The 23573-nt window shown below is 47.5% G+C and carries 24 protein-coding genes and 1 tRNA gene; 16 read left to right on the top strand and 9 right to left on the bottom strand.

Annotation, left to right across the window (positions count from 1 at the left end):
• Positions 1 to 13: 13 nt before the first annotated feature.
• Entirely contained in the window at positions 14 to 733 is a 720-nt protein-coding gene (gene bshB1 / locus ACYVGO_RS22755) for a bacillithiol biosynthesis deacetylase BshB1 (protein ID WP_460971226.1), read from the bottom strand.
• A 190-nt stretch (positions 734 to 923) separates the two neighbouring features.
• On the opposite strand from bshB1, the gene ACYVGO_RS22750 reads away from it, so the two are divergent.
• Complete coding sequence (locus tag ACYVGO_RS22750; RefSeq protein ID WP_460971225.1) at positions 924 to 1931, top strand: nitrilase-related carbon-nitrogen hydrolase; 1008 nt, start codon at positions 924 to 926, stop codon at positions 1929 to 1931.
• Between the two features lie 89 nt (positions 1932 to 2020).
• On the opposite strand, the gene ACYVGO_RS22745 is transcribed toward ACYVGO_RS22750, so the two are convergent.
• Positions 2021 to 3133, bottom strand: a complete 1113-nt coding sequence (locus tag ACYVGO_RS22745) for an AI-2E family transporter (RefSeq protein ID WP_142771822.1) — start codon at positions 3131 to 3133, stop codon at positions 2021 to 2023.
• Positions 3134 to 3293: 160 nt separating this feature from the next.
• Here ACYVGO_RS22745 and ACYVGO_RS22740 point away from each other — a divergent pair, with 160 nt between their 5' ends.
• The 4 genes from ACYVGO_RS22740 (at position 3294) to ACYVGO_RS22725 (ending at position 6914) form a co-directional block, all read left to right on the top strand.
• The gene (locus ACYVGO_RS22740; protein WP_142771823.1) at positions 3294 to 3857 is read left to right on the top strand and encodes an L-threonylcarbamoyladenylate synthase; all 564 of its coding nucleotides are present in this window, start codon (positions 3294 to 3296) and stop codon (positions 3855 to 3857) included.
• A complete protein-coding gene (locus tag ACYVGO_RS22735; RefSeq protein WP_460971224.1) occupies positions 3854 to 5320 on the top strand; it encodes a CCA tRNA nucleotidyltransferase in 1467 nt (488 codons plus the stop codon). Before ACYVGO_RS22740 ends, ACYVGO_RS22735 begins: the two co-directional genes overlap by 4 nt.
• An 89-nt stretch (positions 5321 to 5409) precedes the next feature.
• Complete coding sequence (locus ACYVGO_RS22730; RefSeq protein WP_142771825.1) at positions 5410 to 5619, top strand: hypothetical protein; 210 nt, start codon at positions 5410 to 5412, stop codon at positions 5617 to 5619.
• A gap of 119 nt (positions 5620 to 5738) precedes the next feature.
• Positions 5739 to 6914, top strand: a complete 1176-nt coding sequence (locus ACYVGO_RS22725) for an acyltransferase family protein (RefSeq protein WP_168207765.1) — start codon at positions 5739 to 5741, stop codon at positions 6912 to 6914.
• A 159-nt stretch (positions 6915 to 7073) separates the two neighbouring features.
• On the opposite strand, the gene ACYVGO_RS22720 is transcribed toward ACYVGO_RS22725, so the two are convergent.
• Positions 7074 to 7865: a M23 family metallopeptidase gene (locus ACYVGO_RS22720; protein WP_210422455.1), complete on the bottom strand. Its 792-nt coding sequence runs from the start codon at positions 7863 to 7865 to the stop codon at positions 7074 to 7076.
• A gap of 300 nt (positions 7866 to 8165) precedes the next feature.
• Between ACYVGO_RS22720 and ACYVGO_RS22715 the strand changes: the two genes are divergently transcribed.
• The 3 genes from ACYVGO_RS22715 to ACYVGO_RS22705 all read left to right on the top strand — a co-directional run bounded on the left by ACYVGO_RS22715 (position 8166) and on the right by ACYVGO_RS22705 (position 11413).
• A complete protein-coding gene (locus ACYVGO_RS22715; RefSeq protein ID WP_018620078.1) occupies positions 8166 to 8357 on the top strand; it encodes a cold-shock protein in 192 nt (63 codons plus the stop codon).
• A gap of 205 nt (positions 8358 to 8562) precedes the next feature.
• The gene (locus ACYVGO_RS22710; RefSeq protein WP_460971223.1) at positions 8563 to 10722 is read left to right on the top strand and encodes a Tex family protein; all 2160 of its coding nucleotides are present in this window, start codon (positions 8563 to 8565) and stop codon (positions 10720 to 10722) included.
• 67 nt (positions 10723 to 10789) lie between these two features.
• Complete coding sequence (locus ACYVGO_RS22705) at positions 10790 to 11413, top strand: C40 family peptidase (protein WP_460971222.1); 624 nt, start codon at positions 10790 to 10792, stop codon at positions 11411 to 11413.
• A gap of 123 nt (positions 11414 to 11536) precedes the next feature.
• Here ACYVGO_RS22705 and ACYVGO_RS22700 read toward each other — a convergent pair whose 3' ends face one another.
• Positions 11537 to 11791, bottom strand: coding sequence for a GIY-YIG nuclease family protein (locus tag ACYVGO_RS22700; RefSeq protein ID WP_142771830.1), 255 nt, complete (start codon positions 11789 to 11791; stop codon positions 11537 to 11539).
• 150 nt (positions 11792 to 11941) lie between these two features.
• Here ACYVGO_RS22700 and ACYVGO_RS22695 point away from each other — a divergent pair.
• Positions 11942 to 12015: transfer RNA gene (locus ACYVGO_RS22695), tRNA-Ala, on the top strand.
• A 514-nt stretch (positions 12016 to 12529) separates the two neighbouring features.
• Here the strand turns inward: ACYVGO_RS22695 and ACYVGO_RS22690 are convergent.
• Complete coding sequence (locus ACYVGO_RS22690; RefSeq protein ID WP_142771833.1) at positions 12530 to 13027, bottom strand: DUF3299 domain-containing protein; 498 nt, start codon at positions 13025 to 13027, stop codon at positions 12530 to 12532.
• An 89-nt stretch (positions 13028 to 13116) separates the two neighbouring features.
• Here ACYVGO_RS22690 and ACYVGO_RS22685 point away from each other — a divergent pair, with 89 nt between their 5' ends.
• From ACYVGO_RS22685 to ACYVGO_RS22665, 5 genes are all read left to right on the top strand, one after another.
• Positions 13117 to 14694, top strand: coding sequence for a sensor histidine kinase (locus ACYVGO_RS22685; RefSeq protein WP_142771834.1), 1578 nt, complete (start codon positions 13117 to 13119; stop codon positions 14692 to 14694).
• 4 nt (positions 14695 to 14698) lie between these two features.
• Positions 14699 to 15355 (top strand): response regulator transcription factor, encoded by a 657-nt coding sequence (locus ACYVGO_RS22680; protein ID WP_142776655.1) that lies wholly within the window; start codon positions 14699 to 14701, stop codon positions 15353 to 15355.
• Between the two features lie 131 nt (positions 15356 to 15486).
• Positions 15487 to 16122, top strand: a complete 636-nt coding sequence (locus ACYVGO_RS22675) for a peroxiredoxin (RefSeq protein WP_460971221.1) — start codon at positions 15487 to 15489, stop codon at positions 16120 to 16122.
• Between the two features lie 87 nt (positions 16123 to 16209).
• Entirely contained in the window at positions 16210 to 16455 is a 246-nt protein-coding gene (locus ACYVGO_RS22670; protein WP_142771836.1) for a hypothetical protein, read from the top strand.
• A gap of 115 nt (positions 16456 to 16570) precedes the next feature.
• Positions 16571 to 17344 (top strand): glycoside hydrolase family 25 protein, encoded by a 774-nt coding sequence (locus tag ACYVGO_RS22665; RefSeq protein ID WP_460971219.1) that lies wholly within the window; start codon positions 16571 to 16573, stop codon positions 17342 to 17344.
• A 25-nt stretch (positions 17345 to 17369) separates the two neighbouring features.
• Here the strand turns inward: ACYVGO_RS22665 and ACYVGO_RS22660 are convergent, their stop codons facing one another.
• The 4 genes from ACYVGO_RS22660 to ACYVGO_RS22645 all read right to left on the bottom strand — a co-directional run bounded on the left by ACYVGO_RS22660 (position 17370) and on the right by ACYVGO_RS22645 (position 20023).
• On the bottom strand, positions 17370 to 17654 hold the full coding sequence (locus tag ACYVGO_RS22660; protein ID WP_142771837.1) for a putative quinol monooxygenase: 285 nt from the start codon (positions 17652 to 17654) through the stop codon (positions 17370 to 17372).
• A 47-nt stretch (positions 17655 to 17701) separates the two neighbouring features.
• Entirely contained in the window at positions 17702 to 18445 is a 744-nt protein-coding gene (locus tag ACYVGO_RS22655; protein ID WP_460971218.1) for a shikimate dehydrogenase family protein, read from the bottom strand.
• A 133-nt stretch (positions 18446 to 18578) separates the two neighbouring features.
• A complete protein-coding gene (locus tag ACYVGO_RS22650) occupies positions 18579 to 19220 on the bottom strand; it encodes a DedA family protein (protein ID WP_142771839.1) in 642 nt (213 codons plus the stop codon).
• Between the two features lie 41 nt (positions 19221 to 19261).
• On the bottom strand, positions 19262 to 20023 hold the full coding sequence (locus tag ACYVGO_RS22645) for a phosphosulfolactate synthase (protein ID WP_142771840.1): 762 nt from the start codon (positions 20021 to 20023) through the stop codon (positions 19262 to 19264).
• A 187-nt stretch (positions 20024 to 20210) separates the two neighbouring features.
• Here ACYVGO_RS22645 and ACYVGO_RS22640 point away from each other — a divergent pair, with 187 nt between their 5' ends.
• Together ACYVGO_RS22640 and ACYVGO_RS22635 are read left to right on the top strand one after the other, a co-directional pair.
• Positions 20211 to 20603, top strand: a complete 393-nt coding sequence (locus ACYVGO_RS22640) for a PaaI family thioesterase (RefSeq protein ID WP_371731994.1) — start codon at positions 20211 to 20213, stop codon at positions 20601 to 20603.
• 886 nt (positions 20604 to 21489) lie between these two features.
• On the top strand, positions 21490 to 23466 hold the full coding sequence (locus ACYVGO_RS22635; protein ID WP_142776657.1) for a hypothetical protein: 1977 nt from the start codon (positions 21490 to 21492) through the stop codon (positions 23464 to 23466).
• Positions 23467 to 23573 lie beyond the last annotated feature (107 nt).

Genomic DNA, 23573 nt, shown 5'->3' with positions numbered 1-23573 from the left:
ACCGTAGCCAACACTACACCAGCGCCGTCAAATCCTGAACGCCCAGCATTCGTTTGCTGATGAAGCCTTCGCCAAATTCGGCGCCAATCATGTGGCCATGCTCGCGGGTGCGGGATTCCAGAAACTTCATGAACGGTTCACCAGAAATATAGCTTTGTGGCTCAGGGCTTTCGGGGTTGAAAAACTGGCTTTTATAGGCTTTGATGGCAGCTAGTTTCTGTTCCCAGTAGGGTGTTATATCTACGATAAAGTCGGGCGTGAGCGACCGATCCTGGATGAAGTTATAGACATAAATAGGCCGATGGGCTTCCTGCGGCTGCCCATCTTTACCAACCGTTTTAATTTGACGTAGACCGGAATAGAAACACGCTTCGGCAACCAGTTCGGCAGCACGACCATGGTCGGGATGGCGGTCGTCGGGAGTATTGGTGAGTATGATTGTGGGTCTATAGTGCCGGATAATGGGAATCAGCGCCATCTGATGCTCTTCGTCATTTCGAAAGAACCCATCCCGGAAGCCCATATTTTCACGGGCCACTAATTTCATGATACGTGAACCTTCGGCAGCCTCCTGCGCCCGAATTTCGGGCGTGCCCCGCGTACCTAACTCGCCACGGGTCAGATCGACACCCGCTACGGTTTTTCCTCGGGCAACCAGCGAAAGAACGGTGCCGGCACAGGTCATTTCAATATCATCAGGATGGGCCGCAATGGCCAGAACATCGACAGGCATGTGGTTTTGATTGTATAGTGATTGTTGTTTAAGGTAGTGGTGTTTTGAGAATCCGACACCACGAATTGAATAATCAACCAGCTTGATAATTCGTTCCTCAAATTTCCCAAAATGGCCTCTTGGCGATTATTTCGCGGAAACGCCTTATTTTGGCGTCCCAACAACTAAATCACTTGACACTACTTAACCTATGTCTTACAAAGCCCTGGCCCTTCAAGTAACCTGTCAAACCGTTAATTCCTGCAAAACCCGCGATGAGGCTGAAGCCGTAATGCTCAAAACTATTGAGCGGATTGAACGACAACTAGCCGCATCAGTTGGCTTACTTGGGCGTGAGACACTGCTTGTGGTAGCACCGGAATCCTTTCTGACAGGGTCACCTATTGATGAAACGGTTGAGCAATGGAGAGAAAAGGCTGCACTGGAGATTGATGGGCACATCTATGAGGCCATCAGTGCTATGGTGCAACGGCAACAAGTTTACTTTTCGGGGAATGTGTACGAACAGGACCCATTCTTTCCGGAGCTATACTTCCAGACCAGTTTTATCATGGGGCCAAACGGTGACGTACTACTCCGTTATCGACGCCTGAATGCCCTATTTATCCCGACTCCGCATGACGTTTGGGACTTGTACTTAGACGCCTATGGATACGATTCCCTGTTTCCGGTGGTCAAAACCAACATTGGTCATCTGGCCTGCGTGGCCTCGGAGGATATCCTGTATCCTGAGGTAGCTCGTTGTTTATCCATGCGAGGGGCTGAAGTACTGATCCACTCGACTTCGGAGGCTAGTAGCCCGCTCATGACGCAGAAGAATATAGCAAAACTAGCCCGAGCCATTGAGAATATGGCCTATGTGGTGTCGGCTAATTCAGGTGGATTAGTGGGAAGCCCCATTCCGGGCGGTACGACCGATGGCGGCTCTAAAATTATTGATCCCAAAGGGATTGTACTGGCCGAAGCCGCTTATGGTGAAAGCATTGTGGCCAATGCCGATATTGACCTGGCAGCCCTGCGTGAATTCCGGCAACGACCAGCCATGGGAAATCTGCTGGCCCGCCAACGGTTTGAACTATACGCCGAAAGCTACGCAAATCACAGGAGCTATCCCCCCGATACACTCCTGGGCCAACCCGCCGAACGCCAACACTTTATGCGTACTCAACAGGAAGTGATTAAGAAACTATATAGTTGATATAGTCTGAAGTTCGATGTTTGAAGTTTGAAGTTGGCTGACGCACAGTTGCTTTCGCGTCAGCCAACTTCGAACTACGAACTACGAACCTATTCTTCAACCACCTTCGGCTTTCGTCGGCGCTTGGGTAGTCGAAACAGATTGCTACCCGTGTCTTCAGGTGTTTGATCGCCCAATAGAACACCCCAGGGACGTAGACTGTCGACCCGGTCAAATACGACTTTCATGATGGCAATGGCCGGGATCGATAGAAACATGCCCGAAACACCCGCCAGTGCTCCGCCAATGAGCACGCCCACAATAGAAACTAGGGCGTTGACCCGTACTTTAGAGGCTACAATAAGCGGTACGAACACGTTGTTGTCGATGAACTGTACGAGCAGAAAAATGCCGATAACGCCCAAAATGACCGATAGCTCTGGATTGTTGCTGAAGGTGATCAGCACAGTCAATAGCGTTGCGATTAAGCCACCGATGTAGGGGATTAAATTGAGGATAGCCGCCATAATGCCCAGTAAGACAGCATATTGTACATTCAGGATAAGCAGGCCAATGGAGTTAAGTGCGGCTACACAGGATGTTTCAATAAGTAGCCCAACCATATAACTCTGGATGACCGATTTCACTTCGCCCAGCACTTCGCGTACGCGCTCCGTATGTTTCTCCGAGAAAAGGACGATTACAAAATGCAGGAGCATGGTTCGGTAATAAAGCAGTAGAAAGACGTAAATCGGGATCAGGGTTAAGGTACCCAGTGGCCCGGTAATGAAGCCAAGTGTATCTGAACTTTGTAAGCTATCGAGGGTTTGTGCCTGCGCTTTCTGAAGGTACTTATCCTGTTGCCGGTAACTGACATTGTATTCGCGACGAACCCACCGCTTCACATCAAGGAAAAAATCATTTAGATTCTGGCGAATTTTAGGCAAGTCATCGGCAAAGTCGGATAGCTGCATAGACATCAGGATCGTTATACCCGATACTACAACAATAGCTAGTAATAGCGCCAGACTAATTGCAATGACTTTGTGAATACCCCACCGAACAAGTCGGTTTTCAATAGGCCGAAGAAGAACCGCAATCAGACCGGCCATCGCAAGCGGCACCAGAATATCCTGCCCTAAATAAATTCCGGCTGTCAGAATAGCCAGAGCAAGCAACGAGTGAGAAAATTGGTGGTAATGCGGGCGCGATTCTGCGGACATAGAGTGCGAAATGAACTGAGTGAATTTACTTAGTGAAGTCGATTAATCAGACACTCAACATTCCATTTCCCATTTTGTTTCTTAGGTTACGTTTGGCTCATCTTTCCCAGACCTGCCGTCTTTCGCTAAACTTGCCGTATTTTTGCGGTTTGTTTAGTGTATGACTCTTAGTATTCGCGATATCGCTTTTCAACTGCGGCAGGGGCAACTGATCGCCATTGCCGATGAAACCGGCTGGTCTATTGCTGCCGACCCCGTTAATGATGCGGCCATTGGTCAGCTTATGACCCTCCTGAGCACAATGCCCAATGGGTTGCAACCAACGGTGCTGATCCATAACGCCGACCAACTGGGCCTCTATGTGGGCAAGCTGCCCGATGTGGCCTACGATCTGGTTGAGTTTGCCGAAAATCCATTAACCGTTGTTTTCGATCAGGGTAAAAACCTGTCGCCGGTGTTTTGGAAAGCGTTAGCAGAATCGACTAGCACAAGTGGAAGCACAAACGAGGAAATAGCGGTTCGGCGGTGTTTAAACGCTGATGTGCAACGCCTGATCGGTAGCTTTGGACGAGGGTTGCTCACGATTCCATTAGAGTCGTTAGTACTACCGCCAGCTGCCGAAGTATTGGTTACAATCCGGTTCGGAACCCTCCCCGGTATGCCTAAACGGCCACGCATTATGCGGTTGAAAGTGAATGGAGAGGTTAGTTTTATACGGAAATGAATTTCAGCGAAACCTTACATAAGAATCCGGTTTTTGACACCATTGCCCGCCAGGCCGATGCCCTCGGTTTGCGGGCCTATGTCATAGGCGGCTTTGTGCGCGATCTGGTTTTGGAGCGCCCATCGAAAGACATTGACGTGGTGTGCATCGGAAGTGGTATTACATTGGCTGAAGCTGTTGGAAAAGCTCTTCAGACAAATGTTTCGGTGTTCCCGAATTTTGGTACCGCTATGCTTCGAGCCGGTCAGGGAGCGGATGAATGGGAGGTTGAGTTTGTGGGTGCCCGGAAAGAATCCTACCGGAGCGAATCGCGTAAGCCAATTGTAGAAGACGGCACGCTGGAAGACGATCAGAATCGCCGGGATTTTACCATTAATGCCATGGGCATTAGCCTGGCTGGTACTGATTTTGGCGAACTCCTCGACCCATTCGATGGCCTGAAAGATATCAAGCGTAAACTCATCCGTACACCCCTCGAACCGGGTATTACCTTCTCCGACGACCCGTTGCGCATGATGCGGGCTATTCGGTTTGCTGCGCAGTTGGGTTTCGATATCGAGCCAGATACGTTCGAGGCAATTGTGCAGATGAATGAGCGGATCACCATTGTGTCGCGGGAGCGGGTAACCGATGAGTTGAACAAAATCATTCTGTCGCCTACGCCTTCCTATGGGTTCAAGTTACTATATCATGCGGGTTTACTGGAGCGGATTTTCCCGGAACTGATCGCTCTGAAAGGGGTTGAAACCATTGAAGGGAAGGGGCACAAGGATAATTTTTACCATACCCTGCAAGTGCTCGATAACGTTGCTAATCGGGCCAAGTCAACGCATGAAGTAGTTGCGCCGGAAAATGAACTCTGGCTACGTTGGGCTGCTTTATTGCATGATATTGCCAAACCGGCTACCAAACGCTTCGACCCTAAGGTGGGCTGGACCTTTCATGGACATGAAGATATGGGCGCCCGTTGGGTCCCCGGTATTTTCCGTACCATGAAACTGCCACTAAACGAACACATGCGTTTTGTGCAGAAACTCGTGCGGTTGCATTTACGACCCATTGCACTCACCAAAGAGCAAATCACCGACTCTGCCCTACGCCGACTTCTGTTTGAAGCGGGCGATGATTTAGAGGGGCTGATGGCACTTTGTCGTGCCGACATTACCTCGAAGAATTACGAAAAAGTACAGAAGCACCTGCGCAATTTCGACCGGGTTGAGCGAAAGCTACATGATCTTGAAGAACGAGACAAACTGCGTAGTTTTCAGCCGGTTATTACAGGCGAACTGATCATGGAAACATTTGCTCTTCCCCCCTCGAAAGAAGTGGGTGAACTGAAAACTGTACTGCGTGAAGCGATTCTGGATGGGCTTATTCCCAACTCGTTCGATACCGCCTATCCATTTTTATTAGAAGAAGGCCGCAAACGCGGATTAACCCCAATAACCGTTAAAAATGGATAATGTATAATGAACAATGCATAATGAAAATGAGCACGATAACACTCCATTATACATTGTTCATTACACATTATCCATTAACAATTCATCTCATGGAGAATAACAATACCAATTTTCGGCGCTTCTTTGGCGCATCCCTCACCATTCTGGGTGTCGTTGTCGTTCTGTTTGCCTTGATCGCGTTTCTATCCGATGGCAAGCCGGTACTCGGCATGAGTATCTCAAAGGCCGAAGCCGCAGCGCCCTTCATTGTCGGTATGATTTTCCTGATTACGGGAGTCAATCTGGTTCGTGAATCGTAAAAGAGCACAACAACTGCCGAAGCTTCACCAGCGAAGTTGCTGAAACGATTTGTTCATGCAACGTATCGCTCATTTTCCAATCCTTCATTTGATCACTCTTATTGCTGAAGATTATGGAAATGGGTAGCTCTCGAGCGGTTTGGCTTGATTATTTGCGTTCGTTTGTTACCCTGTTAGTCCTGGCTCATCATGCAGCGCTGGCTTACCCTACTTTTGCCTATTTTGATCCCACCCATTACATCTACTCGACCGCGCCTATTGTAGATGATAGCCGCTGGTTGGGCATGGATAGGTTTATTGGGTTCAACGATCTGTTTTTTATGCCCCTGATGTTTTTAATCAGTGGGCTGTTTGTGTATCGGGGGCTTCGCAAAAAAGGAATAAAAGCATATTTGACTGATCGGTTCATCCGGCTGGGCGTCCCGTTTCTGATAGCCGAACTGCTGCTCATTCCACTGGCCTATGTCCCTTCGTTTTATGTGGCTACCCATTCAACAGACCTCTTTACGTTTGTTGAGGATTACATTGGGAAGCAACAATGGCCGGTAGGGCCGCCCTGGTTTATTTGGCTCCTGTTGGCATTTGACGGGGTTGCCGTGCTTATTTTCAACATAAGCCCGTCCTTTTTTTCAACACTGGGCAATAAGCTGGAAAGCTTGAGCAAACAACCTGTTCAATTTGGTGTGATCATCTACGGCCTAACGGCTATTTCGCTGATTCCACTTAGCTTGTGGGTAGGACAGTACACCTGGGTAGGTAATTGGGGACCTTTTGATTTTCAACTCAACCGGCTTTTCTTTTACCTGCTATTTTTCCTGCTGGGTGCCTGTTTGGGAAGCACAGACTGGCAAGGCTACCTGTTCCGAAGCGGAAAGTTATTTGGTAAAGGCTGGGCGTTCTGGCTGCTGGCCAGCCTGATTTGCTACCTTTTGGTCGTGTTTGTTTCAGGTCTTGGCGCAGATTGGGTTAAGCAGGGTAGACTTAGTTCTACCGCGGGCTATTGCCTGTATGATGTCTTCTTTGTGGTTAGTTGCCTGGCCAGTATGGGAGCCTGCTTAGCTGTCTTCAAACAGAACATTACTCAACCGAACGAGGGCTGGGCGAGTTTATCGGCTAATGCCTATGGGATTTATATCCTGCATTACCCATTTATCACCTGGGCGCAGTTTGCCTTGCTGGGAGCTGGCTTACCCGTTATTGGTAAATTCCTGATCGTGTTTTTGGTCTCAATCAGTTTGAGCTGGCTCAGTAGCAGTTGGGTCAGAAGAAATCAGCTGGCGACTCAAGTTTTGTGAGACGTTATCGGCAAGCCCCGACCAGCTCCGTTCTCACTCGGCGTAGCCAAGCGAGAACGGAGTTGCCTTAAGCTGGCTAAGTAGTAGCCTGGTCAGACGAAGTTCACTTACGGCACAGGTGTTATAGGTCAATGACTTTACGACTTTTGCTCTGACTTTTTAGTAAGTTGTTTTTGCAGTCAACAGCCAGGGATAGGTATTCACGGGCTGCGGCAGACCGTTGGGCTGAATTTGCAGATACATCAGGTGTAAATGCGTTGGTGAGCGGTTTTTGTAGGCATTGAAGCCCGATCGGCCCATTTCGGCTAGTTTCTGACCCGCGTGCACCCATTGGCCCGGCGATACGTCTACTTCGCTATTGTGCGCGTAATAGAACAAGCCATGAAGGGTGGGGTCGTATACCCAGATCCAGTTGCCGCCCCGATAATCAGAACCGGGTTTCCAATCGGTTTCGATAGCCAGCACTAATCCCCGGCTCATGGCCAGGATATCAACAGGTTTGCCCGTTTTATCGTCGATGTTATCCTGATTCTTATCGCTGATAAAAATGTCCTGAGCAGGGTGACTTCCCCGAACGTTATAATCGAACAGATCGAATCCTGTTCCCCGGTAGCCTTCGCCATGCGAACCTCCGATGGCACTGGTTGAATAACCCCGAATAGGAAATGAAAAATACAGACCCGTTCGGCGGAGGCTATCCCGTTGGAGCGAATCCTGCTGGTAACTCTCCATACTGCGAAACCGCGCCTGCAAACGTTGCATAATACCGCTGAATTGCAGCCGGGCCGAATCGGGGGTGATCGACTGCTCCCGGATTTGGGTGTATAAAGTCTGGAATTGCTGACAATAGGTGTACAGGGTGGGGTCGTCGGAATTGCTGATAACGACCTGCGACGAAGCCGCGTTCAGCCCGCCAATTAATAATGCCCCCACAATTCCTACTACTCGCATGAACGAAGTTACGTCAATCTTCACTACGCTGTTTTTTCGATTAAGTGGCCAAAAATACACAAAGTAGCGTGATAGGCCTATCAAATGATGACTTGTGGTAAGGCCAACGCAATGAACGCAAACAGCTTCTAAATTTGGTTCCTGAAAGACGCACTTAGTGCCTTGAAGTCACTGAGTGAGCACTTTTGCGAAGTTATTTGGGTTTTTGAAAAAAAAGTTTAGCGCGTACAAGAAAAATTGCAAATACATTTGGATATAAGTTTTTTCGTGTCGTTATTCGCCCAAATTTAAAACAATACAATGCAAACAGGAACTGTAAAATTCTTTAATGAAACCAAAGGGTTTGGCTTCATTAAACCTGATGAAGGTGGCGAAGACATTTTTGTACACGCTTCCGGTCTCATCGACCAAATCCGTGAAAACGACAAAGTTAAGTTCAATGTCGAACGCGGTAAGAAAGGCTTAAATGCCGTAAACGTCGAAATAGCTTAATTGTAAGATATAAAGACAAACCGTTGTAAAAAACATGCCATATGGCATGTTTTTTTTTGCTCTGTCGGTTCGTAGAGCCATTTTTGCGGTCATAAACAAACAGGCATAAGTAGTCATCGATTGTCATTTGTGGGCATTGGTTGTCCTTCAAGCTGGCAACTATCAATGGCCATTGATGACTACTAATGACCACTACTGACAATCAATGACCCAATTACCTGAACAACGTGTAGCAGCCCGGCTTGGCCTGAATGCCCGGTCGGTAGCCGCCACCATCGAATTACTCAACGGCGGAGCAACGGTTCCCTTTATTGCCCGCTATCGAAAAGAAGCGACTGCTTCCGCAACTGGTGTTCCGCTCGACGAAGTACAGATCGGCCAGATCAAGGAAGCCTACCAGAAATTGCTGGAGCTGGATAAACGCCGGGAGGCTATTCTTAAATCCATTGATGAGCAGGGTAAGCTCACGCCCGAACTGCGCCGGAAACTCGAAGCTACCGATTCGCTCATCGACCTCGAAGATCTGTATCTGCCCTATAAGCAAAAGCGAAAAACCCGCGCTATCATTGCCATTGAGCGCGGTCTGGAGCCACTTGCCAACGTGATAATTTCCCAGCGAGAACCTAACATCGAACGAACAGCTCAGCGCTATTTGTCGGATGCGGTTCCAACGATAGCGGATGCCTTACAGGGTGCGCGTGATATTCTGGCCGAGCGCGTTAGTGAAGATGCCGATGCCCGTCAGCGCATTCGTAACCTGTTCGAGCGGGAGGCTATTGTTCGATCGGTCGTTAAAAAAGGGAAAGATACCGAAGGGGTAAAGTTTAAAGACTATTTCGATTTTGCTGAGCCCCTCCGGCGTGTACCCTCGCACCGCCTGCTGGCGCTGCGTCGGGGTGAGGCAGAAGGATTTTTAAACGTGAGTATTGGTCCCGATGAAGAAGCGGCTATCGAACGGCTCGAACGGCAGTTTGTTGCCGACCGATCGGGCACGCCAGTTTGCAAAGAGCAGGTCTCGCTGGCCATTCGGGATGGCTACAAACGCCTGCTCAAGCCTTCCCTCGAAACGGAATTTGCTAACCTGTCTAAAGAAAAAGCGGACATGGAAGCAATCCGAATCTTTGCCGATAACCTACGCCAACTGCTGTTAAGCCCACCACTTGGCCAGCAACGCGTTCTGGCTATCGACCCTGGCTATCGAACGGGTTGTAAAACCGTTTGTCTCGATGCCCAGGGAAATCTGTTAACGGATACCGTATTGTATTTGTCTCAGTCGGAAAATCAGCGGCAGCAGGCAGCGCAAACGGTTCAGAAACTGGTTAGCCAGCATAAGATTGGTGCCATTGCCATCGGGAACGGGACTGCTGGTCGTGAGACGGAGGAATTTGTGCAGAGCTTGAATCTGACGAATGCATCGGGCGAAGCTTTACCAATTTTCATGGTGAGTGAACAGGGGGCGTCTATTTATTCGGCCTCGGAAGTAGCCCGTGAGGAATTTCCGGACCGTGACGTAACCGTACGGGGAGCCGTGAGCATTGGTCGTCGACTCATGGACCCACTGGCTGAGCTGGTGAAAATCGATCCGAAATCCATTGGCGTTGGGCAATACCAGCACGATGTGGACCAGACCGATTTGAAAACCAGTTTGGATACCGTGGTGGAAAGTTGCGTGAATCAGGTAGGCGTATCGTTGAATACCGCCAGCGCGTATCTGCTCCGGTACGTGTCGGGACTGGGACCACAACTGGCGGGGAATATCGTGGCGTATCGGGCCGAGAACGGCGCTTTTACGTCGCGGGATCAACTTAAGAAAGTACCTCGGCTTGGACCGAAAGCCTTTGAGCAATGTGCGGGCTTTCTACGCATCGAAGGCGCTAAAAATCCGTTGGATAATAGCGCCGTCCACCCCGAACGCTACGCCCTGGTTGAGCGGATGGCTACCGATGCGGGCAGTACCGTTACCGACCTCGTTCACCGGCCCGAGTTACGCCAGCAGATCAAACCCGAACGCTATGTAACAACCGACGTTGGCTTGCCCACTCTGCGCGATATTCTGACTGAACTTGCCAAGCCGGGCCGTGACCCACGTGAGCAATTGTCGGTGTTTGAGTACGATGCCCGTGTTCGTTCTGTGGATGATTTGCACGAGGGCATGGTACTACATGGTGTTGTTACGAACATCACAGCCTTTGGGGCTTTTGTCGACATTGGCGTTAAGCAGGATGGACTGGTTCACGTTTCGCAACTGGCCAATCACTTTGTTTCGGACCCGAAAACGGTTGTTAAGGTGTACCAGAAAGTAAAAGTTAAGGTCATGGAAGTAGATAAGGCACGGAAACGCATTGCTTTATCCATGAAATTTTAATAGGTTGCATTGTTGTTATGTGCTTTTGCGTTACATAAGGGCACTTATTACCCTAATCCCATTCCGTATGCAACAACGCTGGCTCCGGGAGATGATCCATCCCGTACTGCTGAGTGCCTGCCTACTTTCGACGCTTACTGCCTGTGAGGCTCTACGTTCCTCCGGACCATCTGTTAGTCGTCGCCCGTCATCATCCCGGCCCGTTGCCCGCCGAACACCCACTGGTAAAACACCGGCGCGTCCGCCTGCTGTTCCGGCCAAACCCGCCGGTAAAACAGTTGATGGTCGTACCTACGAAGACCGGTATGTGCCGGAAGTGGTCAAGATTGCCCGTACCTATACGGGTACGCCTTATCGCTCAGGAGGCAACACGACGGATGGTATCGACTGCTCGGGTTTAGTCTATGCTGTTTTCAACACAGTGGGCCTGAAAATGCCCCGGATCTCGTGGCAACAATCGGAAGTAGGGCACGAGGTGGAAGTAACTGAAATCCTGCCCGGCGATTTAATCTTTTTCGTTCCCGACAAGGGCCAGGCGGGTTACGTATCGCATACAGGTATCGTAACGGAAGTGAATGGCCAACAGAACATCCGGTTCATCCATGCGTCCTCGTCACGCGGTGTTCGGGAGGATAATCTGTACGCCGATTATTTCAAAGGTCGTTTTGTGAAAGCCTTGCGGCCATTTTGACATGTAGTGCCGACCGTCCCGGTCGGGTGAGAATGCTTAACTACACGCCCGACCGGGACGGTTGGCACTACAGAAAAACAAAAAACCGCCGTTCAGGCGGTTTTTTTATGGGGTATCAGGACGTTAGGCGGCTGGTTGAGCGCTGTTGATGAGTTCTTCCCAGTGGGCGCGGTCCTTTTTCTTCAGTTTCATTTCCAGACTCAGGGCTTCATTTCGAGTGGCAAATTGCTGGGTGAATTTTACTTCCCAGGGTTTGCCCTCCGCCGTGGCTGGGTTCGTTTTTGCATTGTGTTGCCACAAGGTAATTCGGATATCTTTGGTTTGACCAATGAAATACTGGTCGATGGTGGGACTGTAGATAATATAAACGGTATGCATGCGATTACGGGACTATTGTCAAATCTACACAAATGATAATACAAAACAAACTTAACCTGTGTATACGGGAAAGTATGTGGGATAGCTTAAAAAAATTGGGTTTCGGTTTGGGGAGCATCAAATTTTTCCTCATATTTGCACCCACAAAACGGGGGATTAGCTCAGCTGGCTAGAGCGCTTCCATGGCATGGAAGAGGTCATCGGTTCGACTCCGATATTCTCCACAACATTGCACTTTTCAACGATAGAAGGCCGATACGGAAACGTGTCGGCCTTTTTGTTTGGGTTATTTTGAGGCTGATGTCGGAATTCAACTAGCGGTTATATTCTTAATTTATCCTTACAGCCCTGTAAGGGCGACCTGTTAATAGTTATTGTGTCTCAGTTAAGATCCCCAAGCGCCGTAGGTGCGACCTAATTCTTAGCGTATAGGTCGCACCTACGGCGCTTGGGATAGACACTCATTCTTTATTTCCTATTAACAGGACAACCCAAAAGGGTTTAAATGAGCCCAAAAGATATTCATATTTTGTAGACGCCTAACGGCGAGATGAGATTTTCAACTAATAACTTTTCTATAAACATTTTGTCGCTAACGCGATTGTCTTTTAAATTGAGTCATGGAATAATACTTTTCAAAAAGTAGGGTACTACAACCCATTACTTACTATACAAAACAAAAAATCCCCAGCCAATTTCACAATTAGCTGGGGATTCTCATTGAATTAGTTGCTTCAACTACTGAGGAATCATTTCGGCGTCGGCCAGAATGTAATTCAGTTCGTAGATATTATCTGCATTGAGTTTGAGCGTTCCCCGGAAGGTACGGCGCTCGTCGGTTTTGAATTTCTTGTCGGACTTTTTGAATTTCAGCGACACCACTGATTCAGGTCCCGCACCACCGCAGAAGAAGCAGGCACTGTATGGGAAAGCCGATAGTACGTAGATGTTCGATTCGAGGTCGACGGGGAGCACGTAGCCCGTCAGGTCAACCGTTTTGCCGTTCAGTTTCTGAATGGCCTGCCCAAAGGTTGGGTAGAGCATGTACACCGATTCTTCGGCATACCATTTTTTCTTGAAGGTCACATCGCGCAGGACTTCCCACGACAGTTTTACCGGTTCGGCAGCCACAGGAGCTACTGCTTTAGGCCTTGTTCGTTCGATGGGCAAGATGGCGGGACGAAAAGCCGAGGCTACAAGCGACACGCAGAGGAAAGCAATGACTAAACGGTTCATGGCGTTGAAAGACTTTAACGATAGATAATAAAGGTAAAACTACAAAAAAGATTACTTTTATAACTCATTTTAGCTTCGACCACGCTGCCGTGTCCGACTCACTCAACGATAACGCAAAAGACGGTTCGGTAATTCCCGTCCGGTTCACTCGTTTATACATGACAATGCTCATTATCCTGGCTGTTTTGCTGACAGTAGGGCAGGGGCTAACCCAATGGCGCTTCGGGGCCATTGAACAGGAAATGGGTGTCATTCGGCATACAGCGCTACAACGGCACCAGAGTCAACAGATTGTGAAGCAGGTACTCCAGGTAACCGACGCCAGCGAGCAGACCAGCTTTGAAGAAAATGTTGCCGAATTAAGACGTTTGTTCCCCGTATTTGAACGCTTCCACCTAGAGACTCGCGAAGGCCGTACCGATAATCCAGCGATAAAAATTACCTATTCAGATACCGTTAACCGCCTGTATGCCAATATCCGTCCGGAATTTGAAGCCTTCCAGCAAAGTGCCAATCGGATGATGCGCCTGCAACGATTTGAGGAAGTTAAACAGCCCGATGTACAGGCGAACCTTAAATTAATGCTGGCCAATGAGAAACCATTCCTGGAGAAAATTGACCGGATTGTGGTGGTCTGTAATGGGGAGTTGCGAGCCAGGCTAACATTATTGCGGTCCATTGAGTTGTATTTGTACATTTTTACGGTGATTGCCCTGGTAGCCATTGGTTTACTCATTTTCAGGCCCGCTGCACGCAAATTAAAACAAACCTTCGCCCAGTTGATAGAAGCCGAAAGTCAGACAACAGCCGCTAATAAAAAACTGGTGAGCGCCAATAAGTCGCTGAAAGAAACCCGACAGAAACTCTTTGAAGCCACAAAGCAGCAATATGAACAACAGATTGATGATCAGAAACTACGAACATCGTACCTGATTGCCGGACAGGAGGAAGAACGTAAACGAATGTCGCGCGAGCTTCATGATGGTCTTGGGCAGATGCTAACAGCCATTAAACTGCAAATTGAAGGGCTCGAAGCCGGAATGGCCCGAGCCGCTGCAACTGAACAAACGGGTACCGCAGCCTTTTCTAAAAACATAAAGACGCTGAAGAGCCTGGTAACGCAGACGATTCAGGAAACCCGAACGATTTCCAATAATTTAATGCCAAGCGTTTTAAGTGATTTCGGCGTTGTGCCCGCTATTAAAATGTTAGCTGAACACGACCGTAGCGAATCGCTCGATGTTACGTTTAAAACAAACTTTACGGCCGATATGCCCCGTTTGGACAAAAATATCGAGATCATGCTGTATCGGGTAACGCAGGAAGCAGTTAGCAATGCGGTCCGGCATGCTAAGCCGGCCCACATCCGAATCGAACTAAAAGAGCGTGGAAATAGCTTAGAGTTAGTAGTGAGTGACGATGGACAGGGGTTTCGGGTACCCCGGAAAAACCAGAGTAATGAATTGCTGAAACCAATTCAGGAAGTGAATACGGATAATCCCCAATCAACGAAATTACGTCCACCTTCACAGGGATTGCATAACATACAGGAACGAACGAAACTGGTCAACGGTAAATTTAAACTTAATTCTTCTCCGGGGAAAGGTACTAAACTACAGATTAGCATACCCTATCAACCGACTCTTGCTCATCATGACACATACTAAATTAATGCTGGTGGACGACCATTCGATCGTTCGGGATGGTATTCGGCTCTTGCTGGAACAAGCCGATGGACTGGAAATTATTGACGAAGCTAATGATGGTGAAGAAACGCTCGATAAGCTAAAAGCCCATCAGGCTGCGCCAGAACAACTGCCCGACCTGATTCTTATGGACATCTCGTTGCCGGGCATGTCGGGAATTCAAACGACACAGGTAATCACCCGATTATATAAGAACATACGGGTACTGATGCTCTCCATGCACAACAATGAAGATTACATTCTTCGGTCGGTAGAGGCTGGTGCCTATGGCTATATCTTGAAAGATTCGTCATCGGATGAGATGATCAAGGCGATTCGCACGATTGCAGCCGGTGAAAAATACTATAGCTCACCTGTGGCGTCAATTATCCTGAGCGGCTACATGCAGCAGCTTAAAAAAGGGAGTCGGCATAGTCGCAGCGAACGGCAATCGAAGTTATCGAACAAGGAGAAAGAGATTCTGCAATTTCTGGTAGCAGGTATGAGCAGCCGGGAAATAGCCGAAAAACTTCAGCTCAGTGTCCGGACGGTTGATAATCATCGGGCTAATATGATGCGTCGGTTACAGGTTCGTAACGCTGCCGAACTGGTTAGAATGGCGGTTGAAGACAAGCTGATTTGATTTTTGATCGAGAAATTGCGAACTCACAACTTATTTTTTAGGTTTGCCCATGAAACCGGCTCGCTGCCGGTTTTCCATTTCTAGTTTACTAGATTTAATAGATAGAGTTTATAAACTAAACCACAACTACTATGTCACTTCGCTTAGGAGATATTGCCCCCGATTTTGAGGCCGACACAACCCAGGGCCACATTCACTTTCATGAATGGTTGGGTAATTCATGGGGTATGTTATTCTCGCACCCCGCCGATTTTACGCCGGTTTGTACTACTGAACTAGGCCGTACGGCCCTGCTTAAAGATGAATTTGGCAAACGGAATGTAAAAGTCATTGCCGTATCGGTCGATGACCTGGAATCGCACAACCGGTGGACACCCGATATTAAGGATGTTACAGGCTCAGAGGTTAACTTCCCAATTATTGCCGATTCTGATCGCACGGTGGCTACACTTTACGATATGATCCACCCTAATGCTAGTGAAAAAGCAACGGTGCGGTCGGTGTTCGTAATTGGGCCCGATAAAAAGATCAAGCTAACCCTGACGTATCCTGCTTCGACCGGCCGTAATTTCAATGAGTTACTGCGCGTAATCGACTCGCTGCAACTAACCGCCGATTACCAGGTGGCTACACCTGCCGACTGGCAGCAGGGTGATGATGTGATTGTAACGCCCGCCGTAACGAACGATCAACTGGAAGCTAAATTTCCGAAAGGCGTAACTTTCGTGAAGCCTTATTTACGTACTACGCCCCAGCCGAATAAGTAAGGGAACGGGGTTGCCTGCTGGGGTTGTAAACTTTATAATTGATCAGGGAGTTACATGCTTCATTATAAATCAAACAACTCCAACGTTATGGCAAAGGAAAAGAATAGTAATCCAGAACACTCAGAAGGACCGGTTGCTACAGCTATTGAAGAGCAAACTGCTAAGTTACCATCCGACATTTTTTTGTGGGCTTCGTTAGGTTCTATGGCGGTTTCGCTGTATTTGCAGGCTAGGGGCTCCCGGCATCGAAGTTTATTCGTTGGCCAATGGGCAGCTCCTTTTCTGTTGCTGGGCATCTACAACAAACTGGTTAAACTTGAGGGTCACGACTAACCGATAATCAGTATATTGCCTATCAGAAAAGCCCTCTATACCTATAGCGGGCTTTTCTGTTTTCCGCAGGTCCGGAGATAAAGCCGTAATTTTGGCTCACAACGTCAATTGCTACATGAAATTTCGCGTACTGGTTAAGCTTATCTTTCGGCGATACGGCCTATGGATTGCAGCATTCTTACTCGTATTGGCAGCCGTATGGATCTTTCGGTCACGACAGCCGGATGAGATGAACTGGCGATTTGTGCAGGCATTTGGCATTCGGTTACCAATGCGTTATACTATTCATGGCATTGATGTCTCGCGTCATAATGATCGCATCAATTGGGAGCGCGTTCAACAAATGGAAGCCGATGGGGTTCGCTTGCAATTTGTCTTTATTAAAGCAACGGAAGGAGCTACCCTGGCCGATAAGCATTTCGACAAAAACTGGCGGGAAGCGAAAAAAATAGCGATGCATCGGGGAGCTTACCATTTTTACCATCCTACTCGCGACCCTCTCAAACAAGCCAACAATTTTATTCGTCATGTTACCCTAAGCCCCGGCGACTTTGCGCCTGTGGTTGACTTTGAAGTAATAAACGGTCAGTCGGATGAAACAATCGTGAACGGATTACGGCTGTGGCTCGAAACCATTGAAGAGCACTACCAGATTCGCCCAATTATTTATACAAACGGCAATCTTTATCGACGGTATATCAAAGGTAATCTTGACGAGTACCCACTATGGATAGCCGATTATTCAACCAGGCATCTGGGAAATTATAATGCCGACAAACTATATCTCTGGCAGCATAACCAAAATGGATGGGTCAAAGGGATCCGGGGACAGGTTGATTTCAACGTGTTCGTCATGGAGGATGCCCGGATGCAGGAAATCTGTTTATAGAAACATCGGTGCCCGAACGTGTACCTTATATAGTGACTTTTGTTAGTTCAGCTGGTTTGGCGAGCCAGTCTTTTGCTTTCTTCCCGAATGCGGCCATGTGTGGCATCTGGCTATGTGCGGCAAGACCGGCTTCGTTGTCCCACAGTTCATGCATGATAAACCGTTCGGGGTGTTCTGTGCTTTCGTACAATTCATAAAGCTGGCAGGCTGCTTCAGTCCGAACCTGGGTAACCAGTTCACGTAAGGCATTTTTCAAGTTGGCTTCCGCTCCGGGTTTGGCCGTAATGGTAGCAAAAACTAAAAGAGGCATCGGATCTTGGAGTTAAAAAGAATGAGAATAGTACTCTAATTACTCGGTTATGATTGCCAAATCTCCCAGGCTTTCTCTGCCTGTAGTTCAAGCATTCGTAACCCGTTATGAACGGCTGCTCCCCGTTCGCGACCAAGTTTCATAAATTGAGTTTCGGCCGGATTATACACCAGGTCATACAGCAAATGGCGATGGGTAAGTTGCTGATAGGGGATACGTGGCGCTTCGTCGATACGTGGATAAGTGCCAATCGGGGAGCCATTGATAATCAACGAATAATCAGCTAAAACGTCCGGTAATTCATTGTAGGTCAACGTATCTTCTCGTTTTGTTCGCGACACAAATTTGAATCGGATGCCCATATCGGCCAACGCAACTGTAACTGCTTTTGATGCGCCACCCGTGCCAAGTACTAACGCTTGTAAGTCAGATGGACTATGCTCAAGCGTAAGCAGCCAATCGGTGAGTGACTGCCGGAAGCCATAGTAATCGGAATTATAGCCGGTTCGGGAGCCATCGGCATCTAGCTTAATTACATTCACCGCCCCAATTTTTTCAGCGGATATATCCACACGATTTAGAAAGGGAAGGACCGCCTGTTTATGTGGAATAGTTACATTCAACCCACGCAGATCGGGCAACTCCAGAAGTTCTGGTAAAGCCGAAATGTCGGGTAGTTCAAATAAATCATACTGACTATCTGCAATACCCTCGCGCGCAAATTTTTCACTAAAATACCGTTGCGAGAACGAATGGGTGAGTGGAAAACCGATAAGACCGTAACGATTCATAATATTGGGCTTAAAAACAGTATGCCACAGCTAGTGGCAGTGGCATACTTCAGAAGTAAGATAAGATTAGGCCGCAGTTAAATACCTTGTTCCGAGAAATACTACTATGACTTAATCAATCACTATCTACCAACTAAGCAGAGCGTTTCTTGAAAAACTCAAGGATAATGGGTACTACTGATAGGCCAACAATACCAAATACGACTAACTCAAAGTTTTTCTGGACGATCGGGAAATTTCCAAAAAAGTAGCCTAACAGCGAAATGCTCGTTACCCAAAGTATCGCTCCCATAATACAGAACTTGATATACGTCCCATAGGTCATACTACCGGCTCCGGCTACGAAGGGCGCAATGGTGCGAACAATAGGGATAAAGCGGGCAATGATAACCGTCCGTCCGCCGTATTTAGCATAAAATTTTTCGGTTTCGGCAATGTATTCCCGCTTGAAAAACAAAATCCGCTCCCTGGATTTGATCTGTGTTCCTAAAAATCGCCCGACAAAATAGTTGACGTTGTCACCTAAGAGTGCAGCCCCGATCAGTAGCGGAATAATTACCCAAACACTCAATTCGTTGGTTGGCCGGGCAGCTAAAGCACCAGCAGCAAACAGCAACGAATCGCCGGGTAGCAATGGCATGACTATAAGCCCCGTTTCCGTGAAAACAATTAAGAATAGGATGGCATACAGCAGTACCCCATATTCATTCGCCCACAGATCGAGGTAACGATCAAGGTGAAGTAAAAAATCAATCAGCGATTTGATGAAATCCATTTTAGGAGTGAATGATAGGTAGTAGGAGTTTCTACTACCTATTACTTAGTTAAAAAGTGCGTAAATGTATCACCCCGCAAACCTAATCGAATGGTTTCCAGAGGAATAACCTCGTGGGGGGCAATATTGCCAAGGTTAACGTTGGCGCCCAGAAGTTTAACAAACCAGACTTGTTGTTCTTTTTGGGGAGCTTCCCACAGAATGCTTTCGAATGGAACCTGTGTCAGGATTTCTTCAACCAGTCCCTGACGTACTTCACCACTTGAGCGAAATAGGCCAACGGTGCCACCTTCGCGGGCTTCACCAATGACTTTCCAGGAGCCAGCCTGCAACTCAGCCTTCATCAACTGAATCCACTTATAGGGTGGTATGATTTTCGCTTCGTCTTTTGAACCAACTTCCGACAAAACAGTCACCTGAGTGGCCAGGGTACGGATGTATTCGCATTTGTCATCCTGATTCATCTCAATCGAACCATCCGACACTTCTGCATATTCCATACCGTATTTATCCAGCAACTTGCGGTACTCATCGAACTGATTGCGTACCACAAAGGCCTCAAATAGTGTCCCTCCGAAATAAACGGGAATACCTGATTCTTTATAGATAGCTAATTTTTCTTTCAGCTTTGGCGTAACGAAGGACGTGGCCCAGCCTAATTTAACGATGTCTGTGTATTGGGCAGAGGTAGACAGGAAATCCTCTACTTCCCGCAGGCTTAGCCCTTTATCCATTACCATCGTTATTCCACTCTGGCGCGGTTTCGTGGTGCGGTCGGGCAGCTGCGTAAGCGTATAATTCATACGAAGTAATCGAGTAGGCGTATTGATAATCGCTCAAAAGTAACATAAGTCTTGAAAACCTCCCAAGAAAATCCACAAATAATAGCGGCTGATGGGCTTGCGACTTAGTTTAGTGCTATTTTTGCCGGATATGGACAATTTAATAAATCCTCGTCTTGACTTCTTCCGCTCACAGATAGGCCATGATATGAGAGACAGCATATCGCCTTTTGGACGTTGGCTCAACGGGACGATACGGCAAGCAGATTATGGGCGCATGGTAGCTGAGTATACGGTCCGTGAAGAGATGACCAACCCCGCAAGTGTACTTCATGGTGGGGCTGCATCGGCTATACTGGATGATTTGGTGGGCGCAACCGTATTTGCCCTGGGGCGCGAGTATGCCTATACATCTGTGAATTTAACCATTGATTTTCTTCATGCAGCCCGGCTAGGCGACGTTATTACGGTAACCGCTGAAGTCATACGAGCTGGCAGGAATATTGTTCACTGTGAGGGTCGAATTGTACATGCTGATGGTAAAATCATTGCAAAATGCGCTACAAACCTGATTCAGACATCATTCAGATTGCCTGTATAACTTCTCTACAATTAAAATAATTTCAACCTTTAGGTTACTTTCTGTTATAATATACGTTTACCTTTGTCAAAGGGTATAAAGCCATCAATAAGTGACCGACTAACTAAGAATCGTGTGCTTATGGCTTCATTGTTTATAGCCTAACCTTAGTAGATGTGACCAAGATCTATCTTAAGGTAGAAAAGAACAGATAAGACGGGCTGTGATTATAGAAAGAATGCTGGAACAATTTAGATAATGGGAGGAAAAAGCTATTTGTTCAGCGCTAAGGCTGGGAATTGTTTTTTTATCACTTGATTATTGCTATTATTGACCATCAATAAAACTAAATAAGTTTTGAACACAATTCAGGCAAATTAGTAGTATTGGTAGTAAGAGCACTTCATCAGTTTGGTTTCAGTTCTGTAACCAGAAATTAACAGTATCTAGACTAATAATTATGTATTATTTGATGCTAGCTGGCAAAAAACTTTAGAAAGGATGAGTTGACTTTTGTAATTCAGCCTTAACATTGCAGAAAAATAAGGATTTAAGGCAATTGATGAGGTAAGTCATCTGAGAAGTTGATAATTGAGATGACTGGTCGGATTTAATCGTGCCTACTTTTGGGGTAATGACTTTTCAGGTAAATGAAACTTATAATTTTTTTATGAAATCTGAGAAACATTTAGTCGAGAAGTTAGTCATATAGTGTATACGTTGGGGCTGCATCGTAAGCCTTACTGTAGAAACGCTGGTTGAAGTAGTGATGAAACCACAACATTGTGGGCTACCCATTGCCTAAGTTTCTTCAGTCGCGTTTGGAAGAGTAAAAGTTTAATTGGAAACATTGCGTCAAATTAACTCAATAAATATGCGAACATTTATCCAACAACACCCCATGAGGATGCTGGCTGGACTCGTGTTGCTAAGTTTTGCAATACCATCTATTAGCCTTGCTCAACAGGCTGATACAGTCCGGGTTCAACCCGCTACGACTACTTCGAGCGGGAATTACACGCGTGAGAACATCTATCGTTTAGGGAAAGGGATTTATACCGATACCCTACGCAGAAGCGATTTCAAAGCGCAGGCCAGTGATGTGGCTGAACTCGATGACTGTGACACCACCTTTCAAACGTTCATTTTAGTTCGGCGATTATCACCCTGGCGAATAGGGTTATATGCCGGTCCTAACTTCGCTTATTGCGGCACGTGGGAAAACACATTTGGCCCCAACAAGCGGGATAATACGCTGTATAATGGTGCTGGTTTCAATATCACCGCAAATGCTGATTATTATTTAACCCCTGCAACCCGTCGGCTTCGGTTTGGCTTGGGAGCAGCTTTGGGATATGGAAACTACGTTACACGTAGTATATACCGCGATTATCTGTACTCATTAGCAGCCGCAAGAGGTTTTAATAGCTCCCAGGTTACCATTCGCCAGCGCCCATCTGAAGACATGTTCCTGACTGTTGGACCTGTTCTTCAGTTTACGATTGCGCGTAGCCGCAAAAATCCTGATGCAGTAACCTTTATTGAAGCTGCCGCACGGGGTGGTCTGTTCCGCACGGAGGCCGCTACGATTTCAGCCTATACGCCATCGACGTTAACACTACCCGCTGTTCCATCGTTTGTAGATGGTGGAGGACTTATTCGGTCGGTTAACCCAAGCTCCAATCTATACCACTTAGGTGCACTTGGTTCGTTAGCGATTTTCTTCCCATTGAAGAATAACTGGAACATTGGCCTTCAGGGTCAGGGCTTTATTACGCAGTTAAACTACCAGATTATCAATGGTGTTGATGATCAATTGTATGAGTTTAAGCGTAAACATGGTGGTTTCACGGTTGGGCTGGCTGTTCGGAAAGGGTTTATTCAGAAGAAACTTATCCCCAAAGCTCCAGTGTCCTGCCCAACTTGCGAACAGATTCCCGAGTTGAACGTTCGCTTCAACGGTGCTTCGCTTAAAGGTGCATCCTTGGCTTATGCTGACGGCACAAACGCTCCTGTTAATACAGCCGCAACCGCTCCAGTTATTAGCTGGCGCAGTACGACCCCCAATCCGAAAAACGAGACCTTTACAGCTCGTCTGTACTATCGTGCGGATTCAGTCATAGCAGGTAACACCGACCAGGTAATTGCTCAATTAGAAAACACGACTGATACGACGCTGACATTCCCAGCAGCCTATTTTTCAAATGGCCAGCTGAATCCAGGGTTCTATTATGTAACAGTTCATAACAAGCAGGTTGCTAAGTGTGGCACCTGTATGAGTGAGGTTGCAACGACAAGCTTTGCCAGTGTGAAACCAACTCCACCGCCAACGCCAGAATGTGAATACCGTCACCGTCTGGAGCGCCTGGAAGTTTACTATCGCACCCCATACACTCGCGAAGTAGCTAATGTTTGTTACTGTAATGGTACTGTTACCTCCGTTGGTGACACTGTTACCCGCCTACGCTACCGCGGCTTGAACCGTCGTCTGGCTGAGAATGTGGTTGAGTTCGATACAAACACCGTTATCCTCAATCTGAACGAACTACCAGGTGGTCTAGCACAACAGTTACAAGCTGAGAAAGCGAAAATTGAAAGCGGCAACGCCATCCGTTTCAAAGGTCGCCGTGTACGTCCGCAGGTTCAGTACTTCCGCGCTGTGTTCACCGTTACGAAACTGCCATGCAACGGTCAGCCTGAGCAAGTTGTGGGCAGCTTCAACACAACGATTAGTGATAACAGCTACACGATCACTGACCTGAAGCCTCTGACAAACGAGCAGAAAGCTAAATTGCTTGCTCCTCCAGCACCTGCTAAGAAGAAAGCAACACGTCGCGCTGGTAACAGCGGTCGTCGGTCGGATGTAATGTTCGGTGTTGAATAATCAAGTAATACACTAACAAAAAAACCGGGAGCCAACGCTTCCGGTTTTTTTGTTATAGCCTATAACAGCTTCGTGTTTTAACCTATATCTAGTGGTAAGCCCTCATT

This window comes from Spirosoma migulaei, from assembly GCF_054776855.1.
Note: the sequence above shows the minus strand (reverse complement) of the source record. Positions and strands in the feature narration are given on the sequence as shown.

Coding starts and splice junctions, on each gene's coding strand:
- bshB1 (WP_460971226.1), bottom strand. CDS start 733: ATGCCTGTCGATGTTCTGGCCATTGCGGCCCATCCTGATGATATTGAA.
- ACYVGO_RS22750 (WP_460971225.1), top strand. CDS start 924: ATGTCTTACAAAGCCCTGGCCCTTCAAGTAACCTGTCAAACCGTTAAT.
- ACYVGO_RS22745 (WP_142771822.1), bottom strand. CDS start 3,133: ATGTCCGCAGAATCGCGCCCGCATTACCACCAATTTTCTCACTCGTTG.
- ACYVGO_RS22740 (WP_142771823.1), top strand. CDS start 3,294: ATGACTCTTAGTATTCGCGATATCGCTTTTCAACTGCGGCAGGGGCAA.
- ACYVGO_RS22735 (WP_460971224.1), top strand. CDS start 3,854: ATGAATTTCAGCGAAACCTTACATAAGAATCCGGTTTTTGACACCATT.
- ACYVGO_RS22730 (WP_142771825.1), top strand. CDS start 5,410: ATGGAGAATAACAATACCAATTTTCGGCGCTTCTTTGGCGCATCCCTC.
- ACYVGO_RS22725 (WP_168207765.1), top strand. CDS start 5,739: ATGGGTAGCTCTCGAGCGGTTTGGCTTGATTATTTGCGTTCGTTTGTT.
- ACYVGO_RS22720 (WP_210422455.1), bottom strand. CDS start 7,865: ATGCGAGTAGTAGGAATTGTGGGGGCATTATTAATTGGCGGGCTGAAC.
- ACYVGO_RS22715 (WP_018620078.1), top strand. CDS start 8,166: ATGCAAACAGGAACTGTAAAATTCTTTAATGAAACCAAAGGGTTTGGC.
- ACYVGO_RS22710 (WP_460971223.1), top strand. CDS start 8,563: ATGACCCAATTACCTGAACAACGTGTAGCAGCCCGGCTTGGCCTGAAT.
- ACYVGO_RS22705 (WP_460971222.1), top strand. CDS start 10,790: ATGCAACAACGCTGGCTCCGGGAGATGATCCATCCCGTACTGCTGAGT.
- ACYVGO_RS22700 (WP_142771830.1), bottom strand. CDS start 11,791: ATGCATACCGTTTATATTATCTACAGTCCCACCATCGACCAGTATTTC.
- ACYVGO_RS22690 (WP_142771833.1), bottom strand. CDS start 13,027: ATGAACCGTTTAGTCATTGCTTTCCTCTGCGTGTCGCTTGTAGCCTCG.
- ACYVGO_RS22680 (WP_142776655.1), top strand. CDS start 14,699: ATGCTGGTGGACGACCATTCGATCGTTCGGGATGGTATTCGGCTCTTG.
- ACYVGO_RS22675 (WP_460971221.1), top strand. CDS start 15,487: ATGTCACTTCGCTTAGGAGATATTGCCCCCGATTTTGAGGCCGACACA.
- ACYVGO_RS22670 (WP_142771836.1), top strand. CDS start 16,210: ATGGCAAAGGAAAAGAATAGTAATCCAGAACACTCAGAAGGACCGGTT.
- ACYVGO_RS22665 (WP_460971219.1), top strand. CDS start 16,571: ATGAAATTTCGCGTACTGGTTAAGCTTATCTTTCGGCGATACGGCCTA.
- ACYVGO_RS22660 (WP_142771837.1), bottom strand. CDS start 17,654: ATGCCTCTTTTAGTTTTTGCTACCATTACGGCCAAACCCGGAGCGGAA.
- ACYVGO_RS22655 (WP_460971218.1), bottom strand. CDS start 18,445: ATGAATCGTTACGGTCTTATCGGTTTTCCACTCACCCATTCGTTCTCG.
- ACYVGO_RS22650 (WP_142771839.1), bottom strand. CDS start 19,220: ATGGATTTCATCAAATCGCTGATTGATTTTTTACTTCACCTTGATCGT.
- ACYVGO_RS22645 (WP_142771840.1), bottom strand. CDS start 20,023: ATGAATTATACGCTTACGCAGCTGCCCGACCGCACCACGAAACCGCGC.
- ACYVGO_RS22640 (WP_371731994.1), top strand. CDS start 20,211: ATGAGAGACAGCATATCGCCTTTTGGACGTTGGCTCAACGGGACGATA.
- ACYVGO_RS22635 (WP_142776657.1), top strand. CDS start 21,490: ATGCTGGCTGGACTCGTGTTGCTAAGTTTTGCAATACCATCTATTAGC.